This is a genomic window from Bacillus sp. FSL R5-0709, assembly GCF_038004785.1.
Lineage (GTDB): Bacteria > Bacillota > Bacilli > Bacillales > Bacillaceae_G > Bacillus_A > Bacillus_A mycoides.
Window position 1 is genome coordinate 2,023,840 of the sequence record NZ_JBBORT010000001.1, and the last position, 17,318, is coordinate 2,041,157.

A 17,318-nucleotide genomic window follows, 5' to 3' on the forward strand; every position below is an offset into this window, starting at 1 on the left:
GGAAGACGTAACTATGCCTACTGGTAAATGGTTTAACTTTGCTGATAGTGAAGGGAATTACTTTGCAGTAATGGGAAAAAATAAATAATTATATAGTTATGTGAAAATCCCCCTCGTAAATAATGAGGGGGATTAAATATTTGAAGTCAATTTTTTATTAACGAGTTGTTCTATAAAAAATGTTCCTTTTTCAATTGCAGTCTCAATATAACCAACGATTTGATCAAATGAAAACACTTGTAAGTTTTCGTGCAAGTGTTGCTCAGGATATAGCATATCTTCAAAAATATATTGCCGAAAAGCTAAAACATTCTTTCTAGAAATCTCCTCTATATTCACAATGTTAGCCTCTTGATTAAGTAGGGCGAAGAGCTGCTGTTCTTTATCGTAATGATGCAACAATTGTGCGTTCAATAATTTAAAATCGTTATAGTACATAGGTGCGATAGTTTCGTCGTTTTCTATTCTGTTTTTAAGCCAAGGTAGAAAAAAGCCGCTTAGCCAATTATCATCGGCAATGAGGTGGGTATAATAACCTAAAATATAAGGGGAATCCAGATGATCTTCGTATTTATGAATAAATGAATCATAATCTATTCTTCTCGTATAGTTCTTCGTTGTACCAGCGTAAAAATGTGAAGTTCCTTTTTCTTTTTTTGAATGAACAGCATCAGGAGCTACACCACCAAGTAAGAAAGAAGTTTTATCTTGAATAGATAGTTTCTCTGCAATACCGCTCGCGATAATGATATGCATAATTCGTGATCCCATGAATAACACCTCTATTTCATGTATTCATTTTAGGGAGCTGTCTGAACGTGGAGTATTACTTTCCCTGTACTTTGTCTACTTTCGACCCATTCATGTGCTTTCCCTGCATCTTGAAGAGGAAAAGATTTCGTAGCTTTAATTTGTAAACTTCCATCGCGTAAATAACGGAAAACTTGATTCGCAGTTTCTTGAAGCAATTCAGGACGTTTTTTCCGTGTAGTGCCAAAGCTGAAACCGAGTATAGAACGGCAACTTGCGTGTAAATCTTTCGTTTGAAAACTACCAACTTCTCCGCTAGCATTGCCGAAATGGACGAGACGACCGTAATAAGCAAGGCATTCTAAACTTCTTTCGGACACAGTACCAGAAATAGAATCTAAAATAATATTAACGCCTTCTCCGTTTGTAAGGTGATTTATCCTCTCTACAAAATCTTCATCTTGATGACAAATAACATAATCAGCGCCAGCATCTAAAGCAATTTTTCTTTTTGCTTCATTTCCAACAGTACCGATAACTTTTTTAGCCCCTAATAGTTTTGCAAGTTGAATCGCTGTAGTACCAATTCCACCAGCAGCTGCATGGATTAGAACTGTTTCATCTTTTTGTAGTCTTGCAACATTTGCAAGTAAATTGTAGCTTGTAAAAGATACGATAGGGCAGGCAGCTGCAGCTTGAAAATCGACTTCATCAGGTAAAACGAAAGTAAGATTTTCGTTTGCGACAACGTATTCTGCGTAAGATCCGTTTTGAGGGAAAGCGATGACACGTTGTCCAGAATGAATATTTTTCACTTGAGAACCTACGTGTTCTACAATACCAGCTACATCTATACCTGGAATAAAAGGTAATGCTTTGTTTCCTTTTTTGCCATAGCGTGATTTAATATCGGCGAAATTAACACTAGTAGCAACAACACGAATTAAAACTTGATTGTCTGAAATAGCCGGCATCTCCATATCTGTATATTTCATCACTTCAGGACCACCGAACGAAGTTACAACGATAGCTTTCATATACATCCTCCTAAATTTGAATATATATATTATTTTAAATCTTTATTAGAAATTGGAAAATTATATAATTGTTATGCAGGGTTATAAGTGAAGCTTATGAAGTCATTGCATCATTATATTAATTTATTTGAAAAAACTTTGAAAGAAATCGAACGAAATATCGTTTTCTTGCCAATATATAGTGTAGGACAAAGGAGGGATGGTACATGAAGGGGGAAACAGTGTATTCAGATTTAATCCAATTAACTTTATCAGGCAATAAAGAAGCATATAGCGAATTGTATGATAAAACGATTCAAGAAATATATAAGACAGCACATTTTTTAATAGAAGACAAAGCAGATGTAGATGATGTCGTTCAAGAAATATACATACAGCTATATGAATCGCTTCGTAAATATGATAGCGAGAAGCCATTTAGACCTTGGCTAATTGGACTTGCGATTAAACAAATTCATTCTTATAGAAGAAAGAGGTGGATGCGACTACGAATTGTAAAAAAAGCAGAAGAGCAAAGAAAACCAGTACAAATTGATTTTTCTAGCGATGTTGTAAGTAAAATATCAAATCAAAAATTAATCGAACTCATTCATAAGTTACCGTATAAATTGAAACAAGTTATTATCTTAAGATACTTACACGATTACTCTCAAGAAGAAGTAGCACAAATATTACATATTCCAATCGGTACAGTGAAGTCTAGAATTCATGCGGCATTAAAGAAACTACGTCAAAAAGAGCAAGTAGAAGAAATCTTTTTAGGAGAGGTAGGCAATGTGAAATGAGCTTAGATTGTAGAGTTAGAGAATCTATACAAGAAGAAGCGAAGGGGATTATTGCCCCGCCGGAGTTAAAAGAAAAAGTAATTGTTCAAATAAAAATGAAGAGCGGGGGAAGTAAAAGGAAGAAGCGCCTTATCGCAGGAGTGCTTGCAGCCGCATTTTTAATCCCAACGACTGGTTTTGCTTACCAATCTATTATGGCGGATGGTATATACGGATCTTTTGAGAACTTAAAAAAACATGCCGGAGCTATAACATTAGAAGGATACATGCGTTTTAATGCAAAGTTATCACAAGCGAAAGACGAAATGGGTGCGAAGGAATATGAAGAGTTTACAAAAGAACTAAAGAAATTAACGAATGCAAAGCTTGAGTACGGGGATTCGAACGGTAATATTGATTATGATCAATTATCACCAGCTAAAAAAGAGGAAATGAAAAAGGTAGAAATGGAACTTCAGCCGTATTTTGATAAATTAAATGGCCATAAATCTAGTAAAGAAGTATTAACTTCAGAAGAGTATGAACAATATATGGAAGCGTTAATGTCATATCAAACTGTATTAGTAAAAGCGAAATCGAGTGGTGGGATAACAGTAGAAGAAGTACCTGAAGCGTATAAAGAAAGATTTATTAAAGCAGAACAGTTTATGGAGTATGTAGATGAAAAGGTGAGATAAGTAAAAAAGCTCATAGCTTAAGCTGTGAGCTTTTCTTATTGAAACGTAAATATATTAACCACCTATTCCTTTTGCTAGCAATAAGAAATATACAAATATTAGTATGACTCCATTTAATGTCGTACCAACTATTTTAAATAGCCAATTCTTTGATGCAATCGCAAAAATAATACCGAGTAATGAAAGAATACTTAGAAGCACAATAAGTAATGTTAAATTTGCATTAGGTCCTCTTAAAATAAAGAAAGAACATATACTTGTGATAAACGTTAGAAACGAGAAAGTCCCTAATTTCATAATAAGTCTCCCTTGTTTGAAATGTATTTTGATTTAGTGCGCGACTTTCTTTAGTTTAACATAAATTTCCTATTACCAATTAAATATATGAACAATAAAAAACGAGTATAAAATCTATGCGATTTCATACTCGTTTTGTTATTACTTAAATTTCCTTACCACATGTATAGCAACTCTTACAAGGAGTATTGCACTTATAAATAAACCACCATAACCAACGACACTTAAAAATTGAACATTAGGTTCTTTTGCATACAAGTTAGGGGCAGAATTATCTTGATTTGCTTAATAAAGTGAAAGTGGGAAATCACTTAGTTATATTCCTTACTATTCTCCTTGTCTTTTTGTATCAAACAATCTAAAAGTGAGTAACCAGCTATTAAACTAATAATGGTAACGAAAGTTGTATTCACAAGAATAATAGTAGTTAAATAAGGTAGGTATTTGCCAACTGGTGAAAAGAGTAGGGCTGGAGAAAAGGAAATGAATAGTGTTGGCAACGTAATAGCGATAAATTTATCCGGCTGAAAGCTCCAGTTTTGTTTGCTCGTTTCGCGATTAATGGATTGTAGGAATCGTAATAAAATGCCGAACAAAAGAGGGAAGAGTGTAAAGTAGAATAACCTTGGATAAAAGTTAAAGTTCACTTGCGCGTCTGTTTCTAAATAAAATTGAATTTTTACTCCTACAAATAATAATAAGATGATAAATAATGTAAAGCAGAGGTAAAGTATCAATTTTTGCATTCCATTCCACCATCCTTTATTAAAAAATATATTCAAAAAAAGAAGAGATATACAATAACTACTGTTATATATCTCTTCTTTTACTGTTAGTTGATAGTGGATTTGGATTTCTCTTGCTTCGTGAAATAATCAATAATACCCATCGCGCTAATTTCTATATCTAGATGTAAAATGTTATATACGGAATGATCTGATGGGACATTTAATTTTGTAAGATGAGAAGTGATTTTATCCATTAATAAAGTTTTTAAAGCTTTAGTAGCCTCATCGAAATCAGTATGTTTTTGAAAAATTTCATTTCCAGTATTAACGAAAATAGGTAACCAATGTTCAAGTTGGTTATATACTTCTGTAACATTGGATGATGCGCCGTAATGACCGAAATAAATAGTATCTACATTCATACTTTGAATATGATTTTTAGAAGCAATCATCGCATCTGGCTGGAATTGTGAAGGAGACGTTGATGGTAGATATAGTTCTACATCAAGGTCTGCGAGTTCTCTATAATAAATTCCTATTGTATCGCCAGTAAAAATGCCGTTTGTTAATGAATCGTGAATGCTAATATGGTGCTTCGCATGTCCCGGTGTATCATAAAATGTGAGTGTACGGTCTTCTGCAATTTTTAATGTATCACCATTTTGTACAATATGAACACGTTCTTCTTCAATTGGAAGAATTGGATCAAAAAGTTTATCAAAATCTTCTTTGTACACAGCTTTTGCACCAAGAATTAGTTTTGTTGGATCAATCATATGACGAGACCCGCGCGGATGCACAAATAGAGTAGCATTTGGGCACTTTTCCATCATTAACCCTGCTGCGCCTGCGTGATCTAAATGAACATGTGTAACGATAATGTTTTTTACATCATTTAAATTAATATGTAATTGCTGTAAGCCGTCTAAAATATAGGGAAGAGAAGGGGCCGCACAAGTTTCAATTAAAGTAATATCGTCACCTAATAAAACGTATGTACCGGTGCGTTCATCATGTTGTAAGTCATAATCATCAATAAGATATAGATGAGAAGATAGTTGTTCTACTTTTTTCATACTTACCACTCCTTATATACGGTATGTATCTATTATACGCTAAAAATAGAAAAAGACAGAAAACGAAAGCTCGTCTTCTGCCCTTTTGTAATGTAGTTATTTCGTTTGTTCTTTATTGATAGACATAACGAACAGTCCAACAATGCCGCCAACGATCGGAAGCATAATTTCTCCTGCTAAATTAAAGTAGGAGCTTAAAAATAAACCATTTACATCGATTACCCAGCCAATAACATACAATAACATCATATATAGTACGAAATAAAACTCGCGATTTGAAATCGTTTCATGTTGTGCAGTTTTCATAATGAACACCATCCTTTTCTATTATAATGGAAATATAAACTGTCACATTTTGTTCACAAATTAATTGTAAAACTTTCCATCATAAAAGTCTAGTATATTGTGTCGAATTTTCGAACGGAAATAAAGCGCTATCATTCCGGTATGTGAGTACGTAATAAGAGCTGTATATTCACGAATGTAGTATAGTATAAACATAGAATGATAGTGAAGAGAGGGGTATGAACAATGACAGTTTATGATTTTTCAGCTAAAACAATAACAGGAGAAGATAAATCGTTAAAAGATTACGAAGGAAAAGTACTGCTTATTGTAAATGTAGCTAGTAAATGTGGATTTACACCACAATATAAAGGGTTACAGGAAGTATATGATAAATATAAAGACCAAGGACTAGAAATACTCGGTTTCCCTTGTAATCAATTTGGGGGACAAGAACCAGGCACAGAAGCTGATATTACTAGTTTTTGTGAATTGAACTACGGTGTGAACTTCCCGATGTTTGCGAAGATTGATGTGAAAGGTGATAAGGCTCATCCTCTCTATACATACATGACAGAACAAGCGCCAGGTTTACTCGGTATGAAAGCAGTGAAATGGAACTTTACTAAGTTTCTAATTGGAAAAGACGGGAAAGTAGTAGGACGTTTTGCACCACAGACGAAGCCGATGGATTTAGAGGTTGAGATTGAGAAGGTGCTTGGGGAATAATTAGGAGTTTCACTTTATTAAAAAACGCCTCAAAGAACAATGTAGTTCTTTGAGGTGTTTTCTTTAAACTCACATTATCAAGATTAAATCACTCTATCGTAGTCGTTTGATTTAGGCAGAGAAGCTGCTTTTTTCATAAGCACTTCCCATAAGTGTACGGATGTCTTCCATGCGGCCTGTTCCTTTTGATACATAGCATTCTCATAACTGAAAGTAAGTTGTTGCATATCGGCCGAATTGTAAAGTGTATCGATGTGGAGAGCGTATTCTCGGAATGTTTGACTTTCACCCCGTGGTATGCCGATTCTCGCAAATTGTTTTAAAAGTGCACCGTAAGCTTTTTGATAAACAGCATCATCTTTTCGGTATTTATAGAAAAGAATAATAAAAAATGTAATCCATTTCATTCTAGTGGTGAAGAGAATGTATCCGATGATACTAATCGGTATCGTAGAGAGGAATACGTACCACCAAGAAAAATCATTTTTGGAATTTGTAATCTTTTTAGTAGAGGCTTCTTCTGTATTTTCTATTAAACTTTTGAGCTTTGCTTCATTGTTCCGTTGGTGTATTGGCTCGTTATTAGAATTATTTACTTCGTTATTTTGTGAAGTAGAAGCAGGAGTATTATTTGTAAAATTATAGGGATTGGTAAATCCTTTTGTTGGTTCGAATGGAATCCATCCGTATCCTGGGAAATATACTTCGACCCAAGAGTGTGCGTTATTGTTCGCGATTGTATAAACATTCTCACCTTCTGCAGAGGCAAGTGTATTCTCCAGAGTTCCTTCTGTAAATCCTTTTACCCAGCGAGCAGGAATCCCAGCAGAACGAAGTAACACGATCATAGATGTCGAAAAATTATTGCAGTAACCGCTTTTTGTATCGAAAAGGAATTGATCTACATAGTCTTGGTTTTTGGCAGGGTATAAGACATTCATTGTTTCGTATACAAAAGAATTGTCTGTAAAGTAATTTTCAATAGCTAATACTTTATCATATCGGTTGTCTTTATCATTTGTAAGATTGACAGCCAAGTCTTTTACTCGCTGCGGTAATGATTCGGGAAGTTGTGTGTACTTTGTCATGAAATAAGGACTTGTTTCATGACCTTCATTCGTTTTTACAGATTTCAAATTTTCTATGGAAAACTCCGGAACCTCATATGTTACTTTATACGAATTTAAAGTAGTAGAAGAGTCTCCGTGCATCGTATAGATTTTTTCTGAAAATGGGTCAACGCTGTATGATACATCAGAAGAAGCCTCAACTGATACTAATCCTGCTGGATAGGTAAGGTGAGGATAACTTTTTTGCATGGTGATTGTTGCCTCAGTTATCTCCGTTTTTGTATTTGGTTCGTACCAGCTCACGACGTCGTTTTTATTTTTAAAAGAAACTTTTTTTCGATTTTCAGAAACATCCCAACCTTTTCCTGTATAAAAATCTTTTGTTTCTACTCTCCAATATTGTTTGTTTTGCGTTTGTGCTGTAAAAATAATTGTATTATCCGGCTTAAAAGGACCGCCTAATTGCGAGTCATCTAGACCATATCCAATTTTAGAAACTGCTTGTTCTTTACTTGCTTCAGATGTGTTGAATTTCAAAAAATCCATTGGGTTTGGCCATTGAGGGCCAAATTTTGGAGCAAAGTATGCGATGGTTGCTGACAATACAATAAATATTGTAAGAGGTCTAAGTAATTTTGAGATTGCTCTAGCATAATTTTGTAAGTGTTCCATCTTTTTTATTCGTTCTATTTGAAGAAGACTAAGTATAAAAAAGCCGATGACAACAGTACGAATAATAGCGTAGTTTGCATTGTATAAATGTAAGTTATGAAAAGTTGTGATATAAATAATAGTCAATGCAAGAAATAACAACCCACGTTTTTTATGAATAACCCAAAAAGAGCTGAAAGAACTCAAAAACCAAAATGATAGAAAAAATAATAATGTTGGAAAAACTGGAGAAATATCTAGCAAATCCCCCTGGAAAAACAGAGAGGAATTTCGAGAAATATCAGCAAAAAATTTTGTTAGCCAAGATGGATTTATAAAAGCATTTTTATAATACAGGAAATGAATGATGAATAAGATCGTGACGATCTTTATTGGAATCTGCCACCTTGTTTGAAAAAAAGAGAGAGTGAAGCAAATTCCTATAAATATTACAAAAATATCTAATCTACCTACGTTTGTAATACCTATAAGGGGTCTTAGCCATTCTAGTAAAAGTAAAAATGCGCATGCATGCATGAAGAATCTGCTCATATCCCATTTGTATTTTGTTTGTAATGTTATCATTTGCTCACCTCAAAAAACACGTTTGTATACCGGTTCCCATAAACCACATTTACAAATATTTTTCGTTTTTGTAGAGTTTCTAGAATACTTAGTTCTCGATGTGAGAGTTGATTTGTTTTTTCTTTCACGACAAACACCATTAATTTTCTGTTTTTTATAGCGGCATAGTCAGCCGCCTTTTGAATATCGGGAGAAAGATCGCTTGTCACGAGTATAATCGTTACGGGCTCATAAATTTTTCTTAATTCCATTTCTACACTTCGAGAGAGCGGGAATACACTGTCTGCTTGTACTTTCGCTAAATGACAAAAGATTTGTTGTAACTGACTATCTCCATTGTCTAAAGGGAAAAAAGTTCGTTCTTTTCCGACAGACACGAATGACGCTGGTGAATTTTGCTTCAAGACAGCCCTCACAATAGAGGCAGTAAACGTTACGACTGATTCGAATAGAGGGGACTCAGTTCTGTCCATAAATATCATAATATTATGGCTGCGCTGTTGTTCAAACTCTTTCGTCATAATGTTGTTTGTTCGTGCAGTTGCTTTCCAATCAATCCATGAAAAGCGGTCACCAGGTTTATAGTCTCTGACACCGACAGAGATTGTAGAGTCTTTTACTAAATTTATATTTGCTGAAAGCGCTCCTTGTTCGAAATGATTTTCCAATTGTCGATACGTTATATCTACGTACTGGGGATAGATTAAAAATGTATCTGGAACTGAAAAAGTTACTTCTTTCTCCATCATTCCGAATAGATCACCAGTTTTGACACGTACGCTTGAAAAAGTGTGCTCTCCTCTAGGGATTGTGTCAATTGCATATTGAAACGAAATATTTCGTTTCAATCCTGGAAAGAGTATTACCTTATTCACCTTCGTTTGTCTACAATTTGTAAATTGTGATGGCAGTTCATCTTCTATAATTAAATAAAGTAAGGGGAAAGGAAATCTTCTTTTTATTGTAATAGTGCTTAAAAATTGTTCTCCTGCTGCATATTCGTTTTGGTTTGTTATTCGTTTTACTTCAGCGTCTCGTAAAGCGTAGAAGGGAAGTAGTAGTGAATAAAGGCCAATAGGAATCGTACTGTAAAACAAAAACCAACTTACAAATCCTCCTTGAAGCATAGCGTATACAAATGTTAAGACTAGGCATAAAGGTATTAGCAATAACTTCGTAACGTGATATAGCGCCCGTAGTAGTCGTTTCATCAAAGGTTCTTCGTCCTTTGAGTCGGCACAGTAGTTCGTGCAACGATTTTTGCGATAACTTGTTCTCCTGTAATTCCTTCAAATTTTGCTTCCATTTTTAGAATCAGTCTGTGAGCTAAAACGTAAGGAGCTAAAAATTTAACATCGTCTGGAATAACATAATTTCTGCCATGGATGAATGCATAAGCTTGTGAAGCTTTCATTAAAGCGATCGAGCCACGCGGACTTGCACCTAGCTGTATAGAACTATAAGAACGCGTCTGAGTAACAAGCTTTACAATGTAATGCTTGATTGCTTTGTCCATGCTTACTTCCCGTACGCTTTGTTGTAAATAAAGTAATTCTTTTATTGTAGTAATAGCTTGTAAATGAGAGAGTGGATTTGTTTTTTCCATCCGGTTTAAAATTTCAAATTCTTCTTCTGGTGTAGGATATCCCATTTTTAGCTTCAACAAGAAACGATCGAGCTGAGCTTCTGGTAAAGGATATGTTCCCTCATATTCGACCGGATTTTGTGTAGCCATTACAAAGAAAGGTTTTGGTAACGATCTTGTAATGCCATCTATTGTGATAGTGCCTTCTTCCATACTTTCAAGTAAGGCAGATTGTGTCTTTGGAGATGTACGATTAATTTCATCAGCAAGTACAAAATTCCCCATAATCGGTCCAGGCTTGAACTCAAATTGGAGTTCTTTTGGATTATAAATAGAAACACCTGTTACATCTGACGGCAGTAAATCAGGTGTGAATTGAATACGCTTGTAATCAGCATCAATTGATTTAGAAAGAGCACGTACTAGCATTGTTTTCCCAACGCCAGGAACATCTTCTAATAGTACGTGACCTTCAGCTAAGAGAGCTGTCAAAGCTAAGATCGTTTCTTTTCGTTTTCCGACCATTAATTTTTCAATATTGGTGATTATTTTTTCTACTATGGGATGTAATGAATCAAGCTGGGGCATCGTAATCCTCCTAATTTTATTATCGTTTCTAATTCATTTTTATGTTAAAGAAAAGGAGTTCCTTCATTTTTATGCAGTATAATAGTAATCTAAGAGGTAAGTAGGAATGGTTTATATAAGTTCATATTGAGAACTTATATAAATAGGAAAAACTTAAATGTTAAAAAATCATGGTGATATACTTTATAATTTCTATGTCCCCAAAGGAAATCCTACTCGTAATTTTATGAATATTCAGATTATATATGTAGATAACATCTAGTATAATTGTTTCCGTAATTAAGGGCAATACAGTAAATAATGATTTGTAGTTTTGTGTAAAGTATGTCTTGATATAAAATAGTAGCGTTGAAAAAAATAAATTCCTTACATACAATTTATAATCTTTTTCTTATAGCATTTTTGAAATAATATCAAAACTTTTTTTATATTTATAAAGAAAAACGTAGGAATGTCTCCTGCGTTTTTTCTTTTGCAAAATAGGTGTAGCCTCTAATTCCTATTCTCCTAATAATCACGGGTGATCCTAAAACTTCACAACCGAACAAAGAAACCTTTGTTTCCGAATAATTTCTCTCAAACTTATTTTCTACTGAATTTTTGACAATCTCTTGAACTGTGCGAAATGTCACATCTGTATTTTACCCCCCCTTATAGTAAGGGTATGTAAGAGAGACGTATTAAAGGAGTGAACATTTGATTAGAAGTTTTACTTTATGAGAGGACTTGTTTTTTAGTGGGATTAAAGAAGAGAGGCAGGATGTAGTTCTTCTTCTGAAATCTCTTAAAAGAGGAAGACCTCTCGTAAATGTTGTTTAATCATTTTTTCTTTCATAAATACAACTCCTTAATGCAATCTAACATATTCCTTCAATAAATTAGATTATATCAAGCTACTCAGTGAAAAGGCGGGGGAAGCGTGAATATTTTTCACACAATGAAAAAGCAGGACATGAGCATTTATACTCATGTCCTGCACTTTATTTATGCTCTTGAAATTGCACGCGGAAATAAAATATTATTTTCTAAATGAATATGCTCAAATAAATCAGATTCAATGGCTTCAAGGCGCTGGTAAACAAGGCGATAAGTGCCGCAAGCTCCTTCTGGTGGAGTAAAGTCATTTGTCACCTTACGAAGTTCTTTAATAATATTGCCAGCGTGGTTATGTTCATCCTCCAATTCGTCTACTACTTTACGTAACTTTGCATAGTTTTCATCAGTTGGATTTTGTTCGAATTCTAAAATTAACGGAAAATCTTCCGTTTCTTCTTTAATTAAATGTTGTTCTAATTCCATTTTAAGTTCATGAAATAGTTTATGAATTTGAGCTAAATGAGGCTGATTTGCTCCATGAACGCGTAATACTTTCGTCACATAGGGACTTAGCTGTGGCAACTCTTCATTTAAATAGCGATGATGCTTATTAATCACATAATCAATCAATTCTTGATAAGAAGCATTTTTCCAATCAATTTCAGATTCGTTTAATAGTTTCGTATTATTATAAAGCGTATTTAACTCTGTGATTACCTCTGTTACTGATAAATTTCTTTCATTAATTGCATCAATAAGTGGTCTACTACCACCACAACAAAAGTCTATTCTATATGATTTAAAAAGATCACTAGCTTTCGGGAATTGTGTTACAATCTCACCGATAATTGAAGTTTCAGTAAATGTATGTTTCATATGAATGCCTCCATAAAATTTAAATGTAATATCTAAATCAAGAATAGCGATAAATTAAAATCAATGTGGTGATTTAAATCACTTATTATGTGTCATTTTTGAGAATAATAAAATGAGTTTTATAAAAGGGAGAGGGAGGGTAATTTGTCGCAATAGTTTCTGATAATAAAAAAAGAAGCTTACTAGAAGCTTCTTTTTTACTACTATTTTTCACATGCAACTCCATCGCCATCACGATCAAGTTTAGAGCTATAACCTGGTTGATCTCTATATAATGGAGCTTTTCCAGCATTTTTAACTTCAGTACAATTTTTGTAAGTTACATTACTATTGTTACTTGCAGCTGGTTGTGTTTGAGCTTGCTGTACTTTTTGCTGATCCTCTTGTTGTTTGCGAGCTTGTTCATCAGCCTGGCGTTTTTGCTCTTCTTGTTGTTTGCGAGCTTGTTCATCAGCCTGGCGTTTTTGCTCTTCTTGTTGTTTACGAGCTTGTTCATCAGCCTGGCGTTTTTGCTCTTCTTGTTGTTTACGAGCCTGTTCATCAGCTAGACGTTTTTGCTCTTCTTGTTGTTTACGAGCTTGTTCATCAGCTAGACGCTTTTCATCTTCTTGCTTAAGAGCTTGTTCTTCCGCTTCTTGCTTAAGAGCTTGTTCTTCCGCTTCTTTCTTTTCTAATTCTTTTTTCTTCTCGCTCTCTTTTTGTTCTGCATTGTTAGAAGCAACTTTTTTACTAGTGGCTGCCGTCTTTTCAGAAGAAGGAGCTGAAATACTTGATAATGCAACAAAAATGACAAATAAAATAGCAGTGATAATAAATTGTTTTTTTGCTACACCTGTCTTTTTAATTACGGATAAGATTGCTAGAACAAGGAAAAAAATAAATAAAATTAAACTTAAAGTAGCAAAAAAATCGATGACTGGGTGTTCAGATTTTGTAGTGCCCATTCCTATTAAGAGAATTGAAATCATAAAAAGAATAACAGTAGGACGACCATATTGTTTTGTTTTTCCAGTTTTCTTAAAGAATGAAATAATACATAGTATTAAAAGAATAAAAGCAATAAAAAATAAAGCTGCACCAATATTACTCAAAATCGCCATTTTTATACCTCCATTTGTAAGATTTTCACTATTGATTATATAGGAACTTATTGGATATTACACGATTTATATAAATTTAGAAAATTAGTATTTTTAATAGACTTATAAACATTTATTTTATATATAAGGAAAAATAGATATATTTCCTATTACATTTTTAAATAGAATTCATAAAGTATAATATATCGATTAAAAGGAGGGGGGTTTAAATGGAATTTCAATTATTGGTAACTTGTATATTACAAGAAGGTAATGCTTTCTTTTTAGTAACGAAAGTAGACGATGTTATTACGTTAAAAGTACCGATTACTGCGGGAGTAGCAGGTTTATTCTTAGCTTTAGGTGTACCAAGATGTTCTTAATTTAGCTTTTGATAGTAAAAGGATGAGGGACAAGCCTTCCCCTTTTACTATTACATAATTTTTTTATGTAAACTAAATAAGACTTTTTAAGTTTTTTAATATTATTTTTGCCATAGCACGTTTAAAACGGACATGCATATACTATAATGTTTCATTGGCCTTTGATGATGAACGATAGTTTTAAAAAGTGTATCGAAAGTAGAAGTGATATTCTTTTCAATAATGAAAATAGAAGAGGTGCTAGTATATATGAAAAGACGAACGTATGATATTCCAGTCGTATTACGAAGAGAATGGTTTTTAATAGAATTAGCGCATTTAACAAAAAAATATGGGATTGAAATAGCAACTAGTAAAATAGAAGATGCACCATTTCTAAGAGATCAAGTTACAGAATTCAAAATAGGAGTGGGTTTGCAATACGATAAATATGATGATGAGTACATCATCGAGTTTTAAATAAAGAAGCTGCGTATAAAAGGTTATTAAAGAGACCTTTTATACGCAGTTTTTTTTGTAAAGAGAAAGTTTTATTGAGAAATATTCAAAACGCTTATTGTAAAAAGGAATGAAGAAATGTTGAGAGAATAACGTTTGATAAGAAAGGAATGCGGCTATTAATTTCTTATTATATTGTAACGTAAAAGTAATTGATTAAATGGAATTTAAAACAATTGGTGTTCAACGGAATGGCAGCGTTTTCTTTCAGGAGAAAAAGGGGGATGTTAATGGGAATTATGAAAAGGAGTATCGCATTATTTATTGTACTTTGTTTTATGAGTCCGCTGGTTTTTAGTGCAAATGTACACGCGGAGGTTGTAACAGAGCTTAAGACTGGCTTTCCAGATCAAGAAGTATTTACTCCTGGAGAATGGTTTTTAGGTCAGAAACCTGCTAATTATGATGAGAATAAAACACCAATTCTCTTTGTACAAGGAAGAAATGGTAATGCGGATAGTTGGTATGGAAAGACAGTATATCATGAGATGAATGATATGTACGATTATGCTTTGAAAGCAGGCTATCAAACTGTATTTATTCAATTATATGATGCCGCGGGCAAAGGATCAGCTAGCCAATGGGACAATGGAAAATTGTTAGCACAAAAGCTTGAAGAGATTTATAATCATTTTGGCAAAAAAGTAAATATTGTAGCTCACAGTAAAGGTGGTATTGATACACAAGCTGCGTTAGTTGGATATGGAGCGAATCGATTTGTTGGAAATGTTATTACTCTTGCCACTCCGCATTACGGATCCAATTTAGCGGATTTATCATATAGTTGGTGGGCAGGATGGCTTGCCTCTATATTAGGTCAAAAAGATGATGGGACATATTCATTGCAAATAGGTGAAATGGCAAAGTTTCGTTCTACAATAGATAATAATCCTGCAGCTAAATTAAACCGTTACTATACGGCTACTGGGACAAGCTGGGGACCTGTTTTTTCAGCACTATCTATGGGCGGGTTGTATTTGTCATCATACGGTTCTAATGATGGATTGGTGAACGAATGGAGTGCTAAGTTACCATATGGAACACATTTATTTACAGATTCACGATTTGATCATGATAATATACGAAAAGGTTCAGCCGTTTTCGCACGAATTGAACCATATTTACGGACAGTAAATGTGCCAGTACCAGCTTTATTAGCCCCGAGTAATAGTTCAGAGGATAAGGTAGAACAATTAAACACAACTTCTAATCAAGCTATTTTAGGAGGAGAGTTGTCACAAAATGAGTGGGTAGGACAAACTGTCGCAGTTGATAAAAAAGCAGAAGGGGTAGTTTCTATTTTAACAGCTTCTTCAGATGTAGAAATACAACTAATATCTCCAAAAGGAAAAGTTTATACAAATAAAGATAGTGCTGTATCTACTGGTGAAGGTGAATCTCTCTTTAAAGGAGCCACTATAAGAACATTTAAATTTGATAAAATGGAAGCAGGAGAATGGCAAGTTAAAATGATGGCGAAGCAGCCGAAAGATGCATATTTAATCGTGACCGATTACAAAAAAGATGCTCCGTTCGTCCTTCAAATGCCGGCAAAGGTTAAAGTAAATAAAGCAGAGTATAAACTCAAAAAATCACCTGTAGCTCCAGAAATGAAAGGCGATCTTTCAGTAACAGTACGAGTAATTAATAAAGATGGAAAATTAGTTTCTGAATCAAATGAATCGAAAAACATTAATACAACTACATTTACAGGTGCTTTGAAAAATATAGAACAGCCAGGTGTATATAACGTTACAATTGATATGAAAGGAATGAATAAGGAAGGACAACCTTATAATCGTACGATAGTTAAATCGGTTTATGTGGAGAAGTAGGAAAGAATGAATCGGTTTTAATAAAAAAAGTGCCGAATTCTTGTGGCAGAAGGATTTCGGCACTTTTTCATGTTTATTAGATGAATAGAAAAGTGAAATAGGAGTTTATGTTCTATAAGAGGACGATAGGAATCAAAAAAACGTTATGCAATAAAAAAAGATACTAAATTAGTATCTGAATGTGAGGGAATAGTATTAACTTAGTTTTGTAACTGTTAATTCAACTGAATTTATACCATTATCACAAGTTACAATACTTTGATGATTGAAACCACTATTATTTCTAAGTTGAAGAGTTGAATTAGCAGGCACCGTAACAATAGTTTCGCCAACTAGTTGAAGGCATTCGTTATTTGATGAAGTATTCATTTGAAAAGCGAAATCACCTTGACTATTAGCAAGTGGATTATTATTTAAAAATATAGTTATGACTGGAATATGGGGAAATACAGGATTTAACGTAGTGTTAATACTTGAAATGAAAGAAATTCTATAATCACCAGCTTTACTAAATTGTATAGTAGTCGGATTTAATAAGGAAACTCCTCCTGCGAAAGGGCCAACGTGATTAAACGGAAAAGAACCGCCAAAAGGAACAGTTATAAACTCAGTTTGCCAAAAAGTGCCGTAAGCAGGCTTAGATGATTTATGTGAATGGTCGCATGAACATTTTTTATACGAACTGGAAGATTGATGACACGAACATTTTTTATATGAACTAGAAGAAGAGTGGCATGAAGATCTTTTATATGAACTTGAAGAATGATAGTATGAACCCAATATATTACCTCCTATTATTAATAAATGTATAACACATAGTAGTTTATGCAATCGAAAAGCAATTGGCGTGTATACTTGTCCATATATAAGGTAATAGATTTGGGATAAAAAGCTGGCATAATATAAAGTGCTCTAATGAGGAGATATAGTTTTCAAAAAAATGGAGTTAGAATATTCTATGTAATGAATTTTGGAGAAGAAAAGAGAT

General features: G+C 33.7%; 18 protein-coding genes and 1 pseudogene. 7 read left to right on the forward strand and 12 right to left on the reverse strand.

Annotated elements, in window-relative coordinates; all coding sequences use genetic code 11:
* Position 1 precedes the first annotated feature (1 nt).
* Positions 2-88 (forward strand): annotated as a pseudogene (locus tag MKX37_RS10400) (VOC family protein); the annotation flags it as partial.
* A 44-nt stretch (positions 89-132) separates the two neighbouring features.
* Here the strand turns inward: MKX37_RS10400 and MKX37_RS10405 are convergent.
* Both MKX37_RS10405 and MKX37_RS10410 read right to left on the reverse strand, forming a co-directional pair.
* A complete protein-coding gene (locus tag MKX37_RS10405; RefSeq protein ID WP_002135913.1) occupies positions 133-771 on the reverse strand; it encodes a zinc dependent phospholipase C family protein in 639 nt (212 codons plus the stop codon).
* A gap of 29 nt (positions 772-800) precedes the next feature.
* Positions 801-1,787, reverse strand: a complete 987-nt coding sequence (locus MKX37_RS10410) for a quinone oxidoreductase family protein (protein WP_033730220.1) — start codon at positions 1,785-1,787, stop codon at positions 801-803.
* Between the two features lie 206 nt (positions 1,788-1,993).
* On the opposite strand from MKX37_RS10410, the gene MKX37_RS10415 reads away from it, so the two are divergent.
* Both MKX37_RS10415 and MKX37_RS10420 read left to right on the forward strand, forming a co-directional pair.
* Positions 1,994-2,572, forward strand: a complete 579-nt coding sequence (locus MKX37_RS10415; protein ID WP_002165914.1) for a sigma-70 family RNA polymerase sigma factor — start codon at positions 1,994-1,996, stop codon at positions 2,570-2,572.
* A complete protein-coding gene (locus tag MKX37_RS10420) occupies positions 2,569-3,249 on the forward strand; it encodes a DUF3600 domain-containing protein (RefSeq protein ID WP_002127077.1) in 681 nt (226 codons plus the stop codon). The genes MKX37_RS10415 and MKX37_RS10420 overlap by 4 nt, the downstream gene beginning before the upstream one ends.
* A gap of 54 nt (positions 3,250-3,303) precedes the next feature.
* Here the strand turns inward: MKX37_RS10420 and MKX37_RS10425 are convergent, their stop codons facing one another.
* The 4 genes from MKX37_RS10425 to MKX37_RS10440 form a co-directional block, all read right to left on the reverse strand.
* Positions 3,304-3,546: a hypothetical protein gene (locus tag MKX37_RS10425; protein ID WP_033730217.1), complete on the reverse strand. Its 243-nt coding sequence runs from the start codon at positions 3,544-3,546 to the stop codon at positions 3,304-3,306.
* A 311-nt stretch (positions 3,547-3,857) separates the two neighbouring features.
* Positions 3,858-4,292: a hypothetical protein gene (locus MKX37_RS10430; protein ID WP_078422404.1), complete on the reverse strand. Its 435-nt coding sequence runs from the start codon at positions 4,290-4,292 to the stop codon at positions 3,858-3,860.
* 86 nt (positions 4,293-4,378) lie between these two features.
* Positions 4,379-5,350 (reverse strand): MBL fold metallo-hydrolase, encoded by a 972-nt coding sequence (locus MKX37_RS10435; protein WP_033730215.1) that lies wholly within the window; start codon positions 5,348-5,350, stop codon positions 4,379-4,381.
* Between the two features lie 96 nt (positions 5,351-5,446).
* A complete protein-coding gene (locus MKX37_RS10440) occupies positions 5,447-5,656 on the reverse strand; it encodes a DUF3925 family protein (protein ID WP_002127081.1) in 210 nt (69 codons plus the stop codon).
* A 225-nt stretch (positions 5,657-5,881) separates the two neighbouring features.
* Here MKX37_RS10440 and bsaA point away from each other — a divergent pair, with 225 nt between their 5' ends.
* Positions 5,882-6,364: a glutathione peroxidase gene (gene bsaA, locus MKX37_RS10445; RefSeq protein ID WP_033730214.1), complete on the forward strand. Its 483-nt coding sequence runs from the start codon at positions 5,882-5,884 to the stop codon at positions 6,362-6,364.
* 83 nt (positions 6,365-6,447) lie between these two features.
* Here the strand turns inward: bsaA and MKX37_RS10450 are convergent, their stop codons facing one another.
* The 5 genes from MKX37_RS10450 to MKX37_RS10470 form a co-directional block, all read right to left on the reverse strand.
* Positions 6,448-8,670 carry a transglutaminase TgpA family protein gene (locus MKX37_RS10450; protein WP_033730213.1) on the reverse strand — a complete coding sequence of 741 codons (2,223 nt, stop codon included), beginning with the start codon at positions 8,668-8,670 and terminating at the stop codon, positions 6,448-6,450.
* Positions 8,667-9,881 carry a DUF58 domain-containing protein gene (locus MKX37_RS10455; RefSeq protein ID WP_033730212.1) on the reverse strand — a complete coding sequence of 405 codons (1,215 nt, stop codon included), beginning with the start codon at positions 9,879-9,881 and terminating at the stop codon, positions 8,667-8,669. Before MKX37_RS10455 ends, MKX37_RS10450 begins: the two co-directional genes overlap by 4 nt.
* Positions 9,881-10,843, reverse strand: a complete 963-nt coding sequence (locus MKX37_RS10460) for an AAA family ATPase (RefSeq protein ID WP_033730211.1) — start codon at positions 10,841-10,843, stop codon at positions 9,881-9,883. The genes MKX37_RS10455 and MKX37_RS10460 overlap by 1 nt, the downstream gene beginning before the upstream one ends.
* Positions 10,844-11,827: 984 nt before the next feature.
* A complete protein-coding gene (gene ric / locus MKX37_RS10465) occupies positions 11,828-12,535 on the reverse strand; it encodes an iron-sulfur cluster repair di-iron protein (protein WP_078422573.1) in 708 nt (235 codons plus the stop codon).
* A gap of 203 nt (positions 12,536-12,738) precedes the next feature.
* Complete coding sequence (locus MKX37_RS10470) at positions 12,739-13,635, reverse strand: excalibur calcium-binding domain-containing protein (protein ID WP_078422574.1); 897 nt, start codon at positions 13,633-13,635, stop codon at positions 12,739-12,741.
* 209 nt (positions 13,636-13,844) lie between these two features.
* On the opposite strand from MKX37_RS10470, the gene exsG reads away from it, so the two are divergent.
* From exsG to MKX37_RS10485, 3 genes are all read left to right on the forward strand, one after another.
* Positions 13,845-13,997, forward strand: a complete 153-nt coding sequence (gene exsG, locus MKX37_RS10475; RefSeq protein ID WP_000395678.1) for an exosporium protein ExsG — start codon at positions 13,845-13,847, stop codon at positions 13,995-13,997.
* Between the two features lie 249 nt (positions 13,998-14,246).
* Positions 14,247-14,456, forward strand: coding sequence for a hypothetical protein (locus MKX37_RS10480; protein WP_078214046.1), 210 nt, complete (start codon positions 14,247-14,249; stop codon positions 14,454-14,456).
* 263 nt (positions 14,457-14,719) lie between these two features.
* Positions 14,720-16,330 (forward strand): lipase family alpha/beta hydrolase, encoded by a 1,611-nt coding sequence (locus MKX37_RS10485; RefSeq protein ID WP_370671436.1) that lies wholly within the window; start codon positions 14,720-14,722, stop codon positions 16,328-16,330.
* A gap of 195 nt (positions 16,331-16,525) precedes the next feature.
* Here MKX37_RS10485 and MKX37_RS10490 read toward each other — a convergent pair whose 3' ends face one another.
* Positions 16,526-17,110, reverse strand: a complete 585-nt coding sequence (locus MKX37_RS10490) for a hypothetical protein (RefSeq protein WP_002165905.1) — start codon at positions 17,108-17,110, stop codon at positions 16,526-16,528.
* Positions 17,111-17,318 lie beyond the last annotated feature (208 nt).

What these genes read in the sequence shown, in the direction of transcription:
- MKX37_RS10405 (WP_002135913.1), bottom strand. Translation starts at nt 771, where the DNA reads ATGGGATCACGAATTATGCATATCATTATCGCGAGCGGTATTGCAGAG.
- MKX37_RS10410 (WP_033730220.1), bottom strand. Translation starts at nt 1,787, where the DNA reads ATGAAAGCTATCGTTGTAACTTCGTTCGGTGGTCCTGAAGTGATGAAA.
- MKX37_RS10415 (WP_002165914.1), top strand. Translation starts at nt 1,994, where the DNA reads ATGAAGGGGGAAACAGTGTATTCAGATTTAATCCAATTAACTTTATCA.
- MKX37_RS10420 (WP_002127077.1), top strand. Translation starts at nt 2,569, where the DNA reads ATGAGCTTAGATTGTAGAGTTAGAGAATCTATACAAGAAGAAGCGAAG.
- MKX37_RS10425 (WP_033730217.1), bottom strand. Translation starts at nt 3,546, where the DNA reads ATGAAATTAGGGACTTTCTCGTTTCTAACGTTTATCACAAGTATATGT.
- MKX37_RS10430 (WP_078422404.1), bottom strand. Translation starts at nt 4,292, where the DNA reads ATGCAAAAATTGATACTTTACCTCTGCTTTACATTATTTATCATCTTA.
- MKX37_RS10435 (WP_033730215.1), bottom strand. Translation starts at nt 5,350, where the DNA reads ATGAAAAAAGTAGAACAACTATCTTCTCATCTATATCTTATTGATGAT.
- MKX37_RS10440 (WP_002127081.1), bottom strand. Translation starts at nt 5,656, where the DNA reads ATGAAAACTGCACAACATGAAACGATTTCAAATCGCGAGTTTTATTTC.
- bsaA (WP_033730214.1), top strand. Translation starts at nt 5,882, where the DNA reads ATGACAGTTTATGATTTTTCAGCTAAAACAATAACAGGAGAAGATAAA.
- MKX37_RS10450 (WP_033730213.1), bottom strand. Translation starts at nt 8,670, where the DNA reads ATGATAACATTACAAACAAAATACAAATGGGATATGAGCAGATTCTTC.
- MKX37_RS10455 (WP_033730212.1), bottom strand. Translation starts at nt 9,881, where the DNA reads ATGAAACGACTACTACGGGCGCTATATCACGTTACGAAGTTATTGCTA.
- MKX37_RS10460 (WP_033730211.1), bottom strand. Translation starts at nt 10,843, where the DNA reads ATGCCCCAGCTTGATTCATTACATCCCATAGTAGAAAAAATAATCACC.
- ric (WP_078422573.1), bottom strand. Translation starts at nt 12,535, where the DNA reads ATGAAACATACATTTACTGAAACTTCAATTATCGGTGAGATTGTAACA.
- MKX37_RS10470 (WP_078422574.1), bottom strand. Translation starts at nt 13,635, where the DNA reads ATGGCGATTTTGAGTAATATTGGTGCAGCTTTATTTTTTATTGCTTTT.
- exsG (WP_000395678.1), top strand. Translation starts at nt 13,845, where the DNA reads ATGGAATTTCAATTATTGGTAACTTGTATATTACAAGAAGGTAATGCT.
- MKX37_RS10480 (WP_078214046.1), top strand. Translation starts at nt 14,247, where the DNA reads ATGAAAAGACGAACGTATGATATTCCAGTCGTATTACGAAGAGAATGG.
- MKX37_RS10485 (WP_370671436.1), top strand. Translation starts at nt 14,720, where the DNA reads ATGTTAATGGGAATTATGAAAAGGAGTATCGCATTATTTATTGTACTT.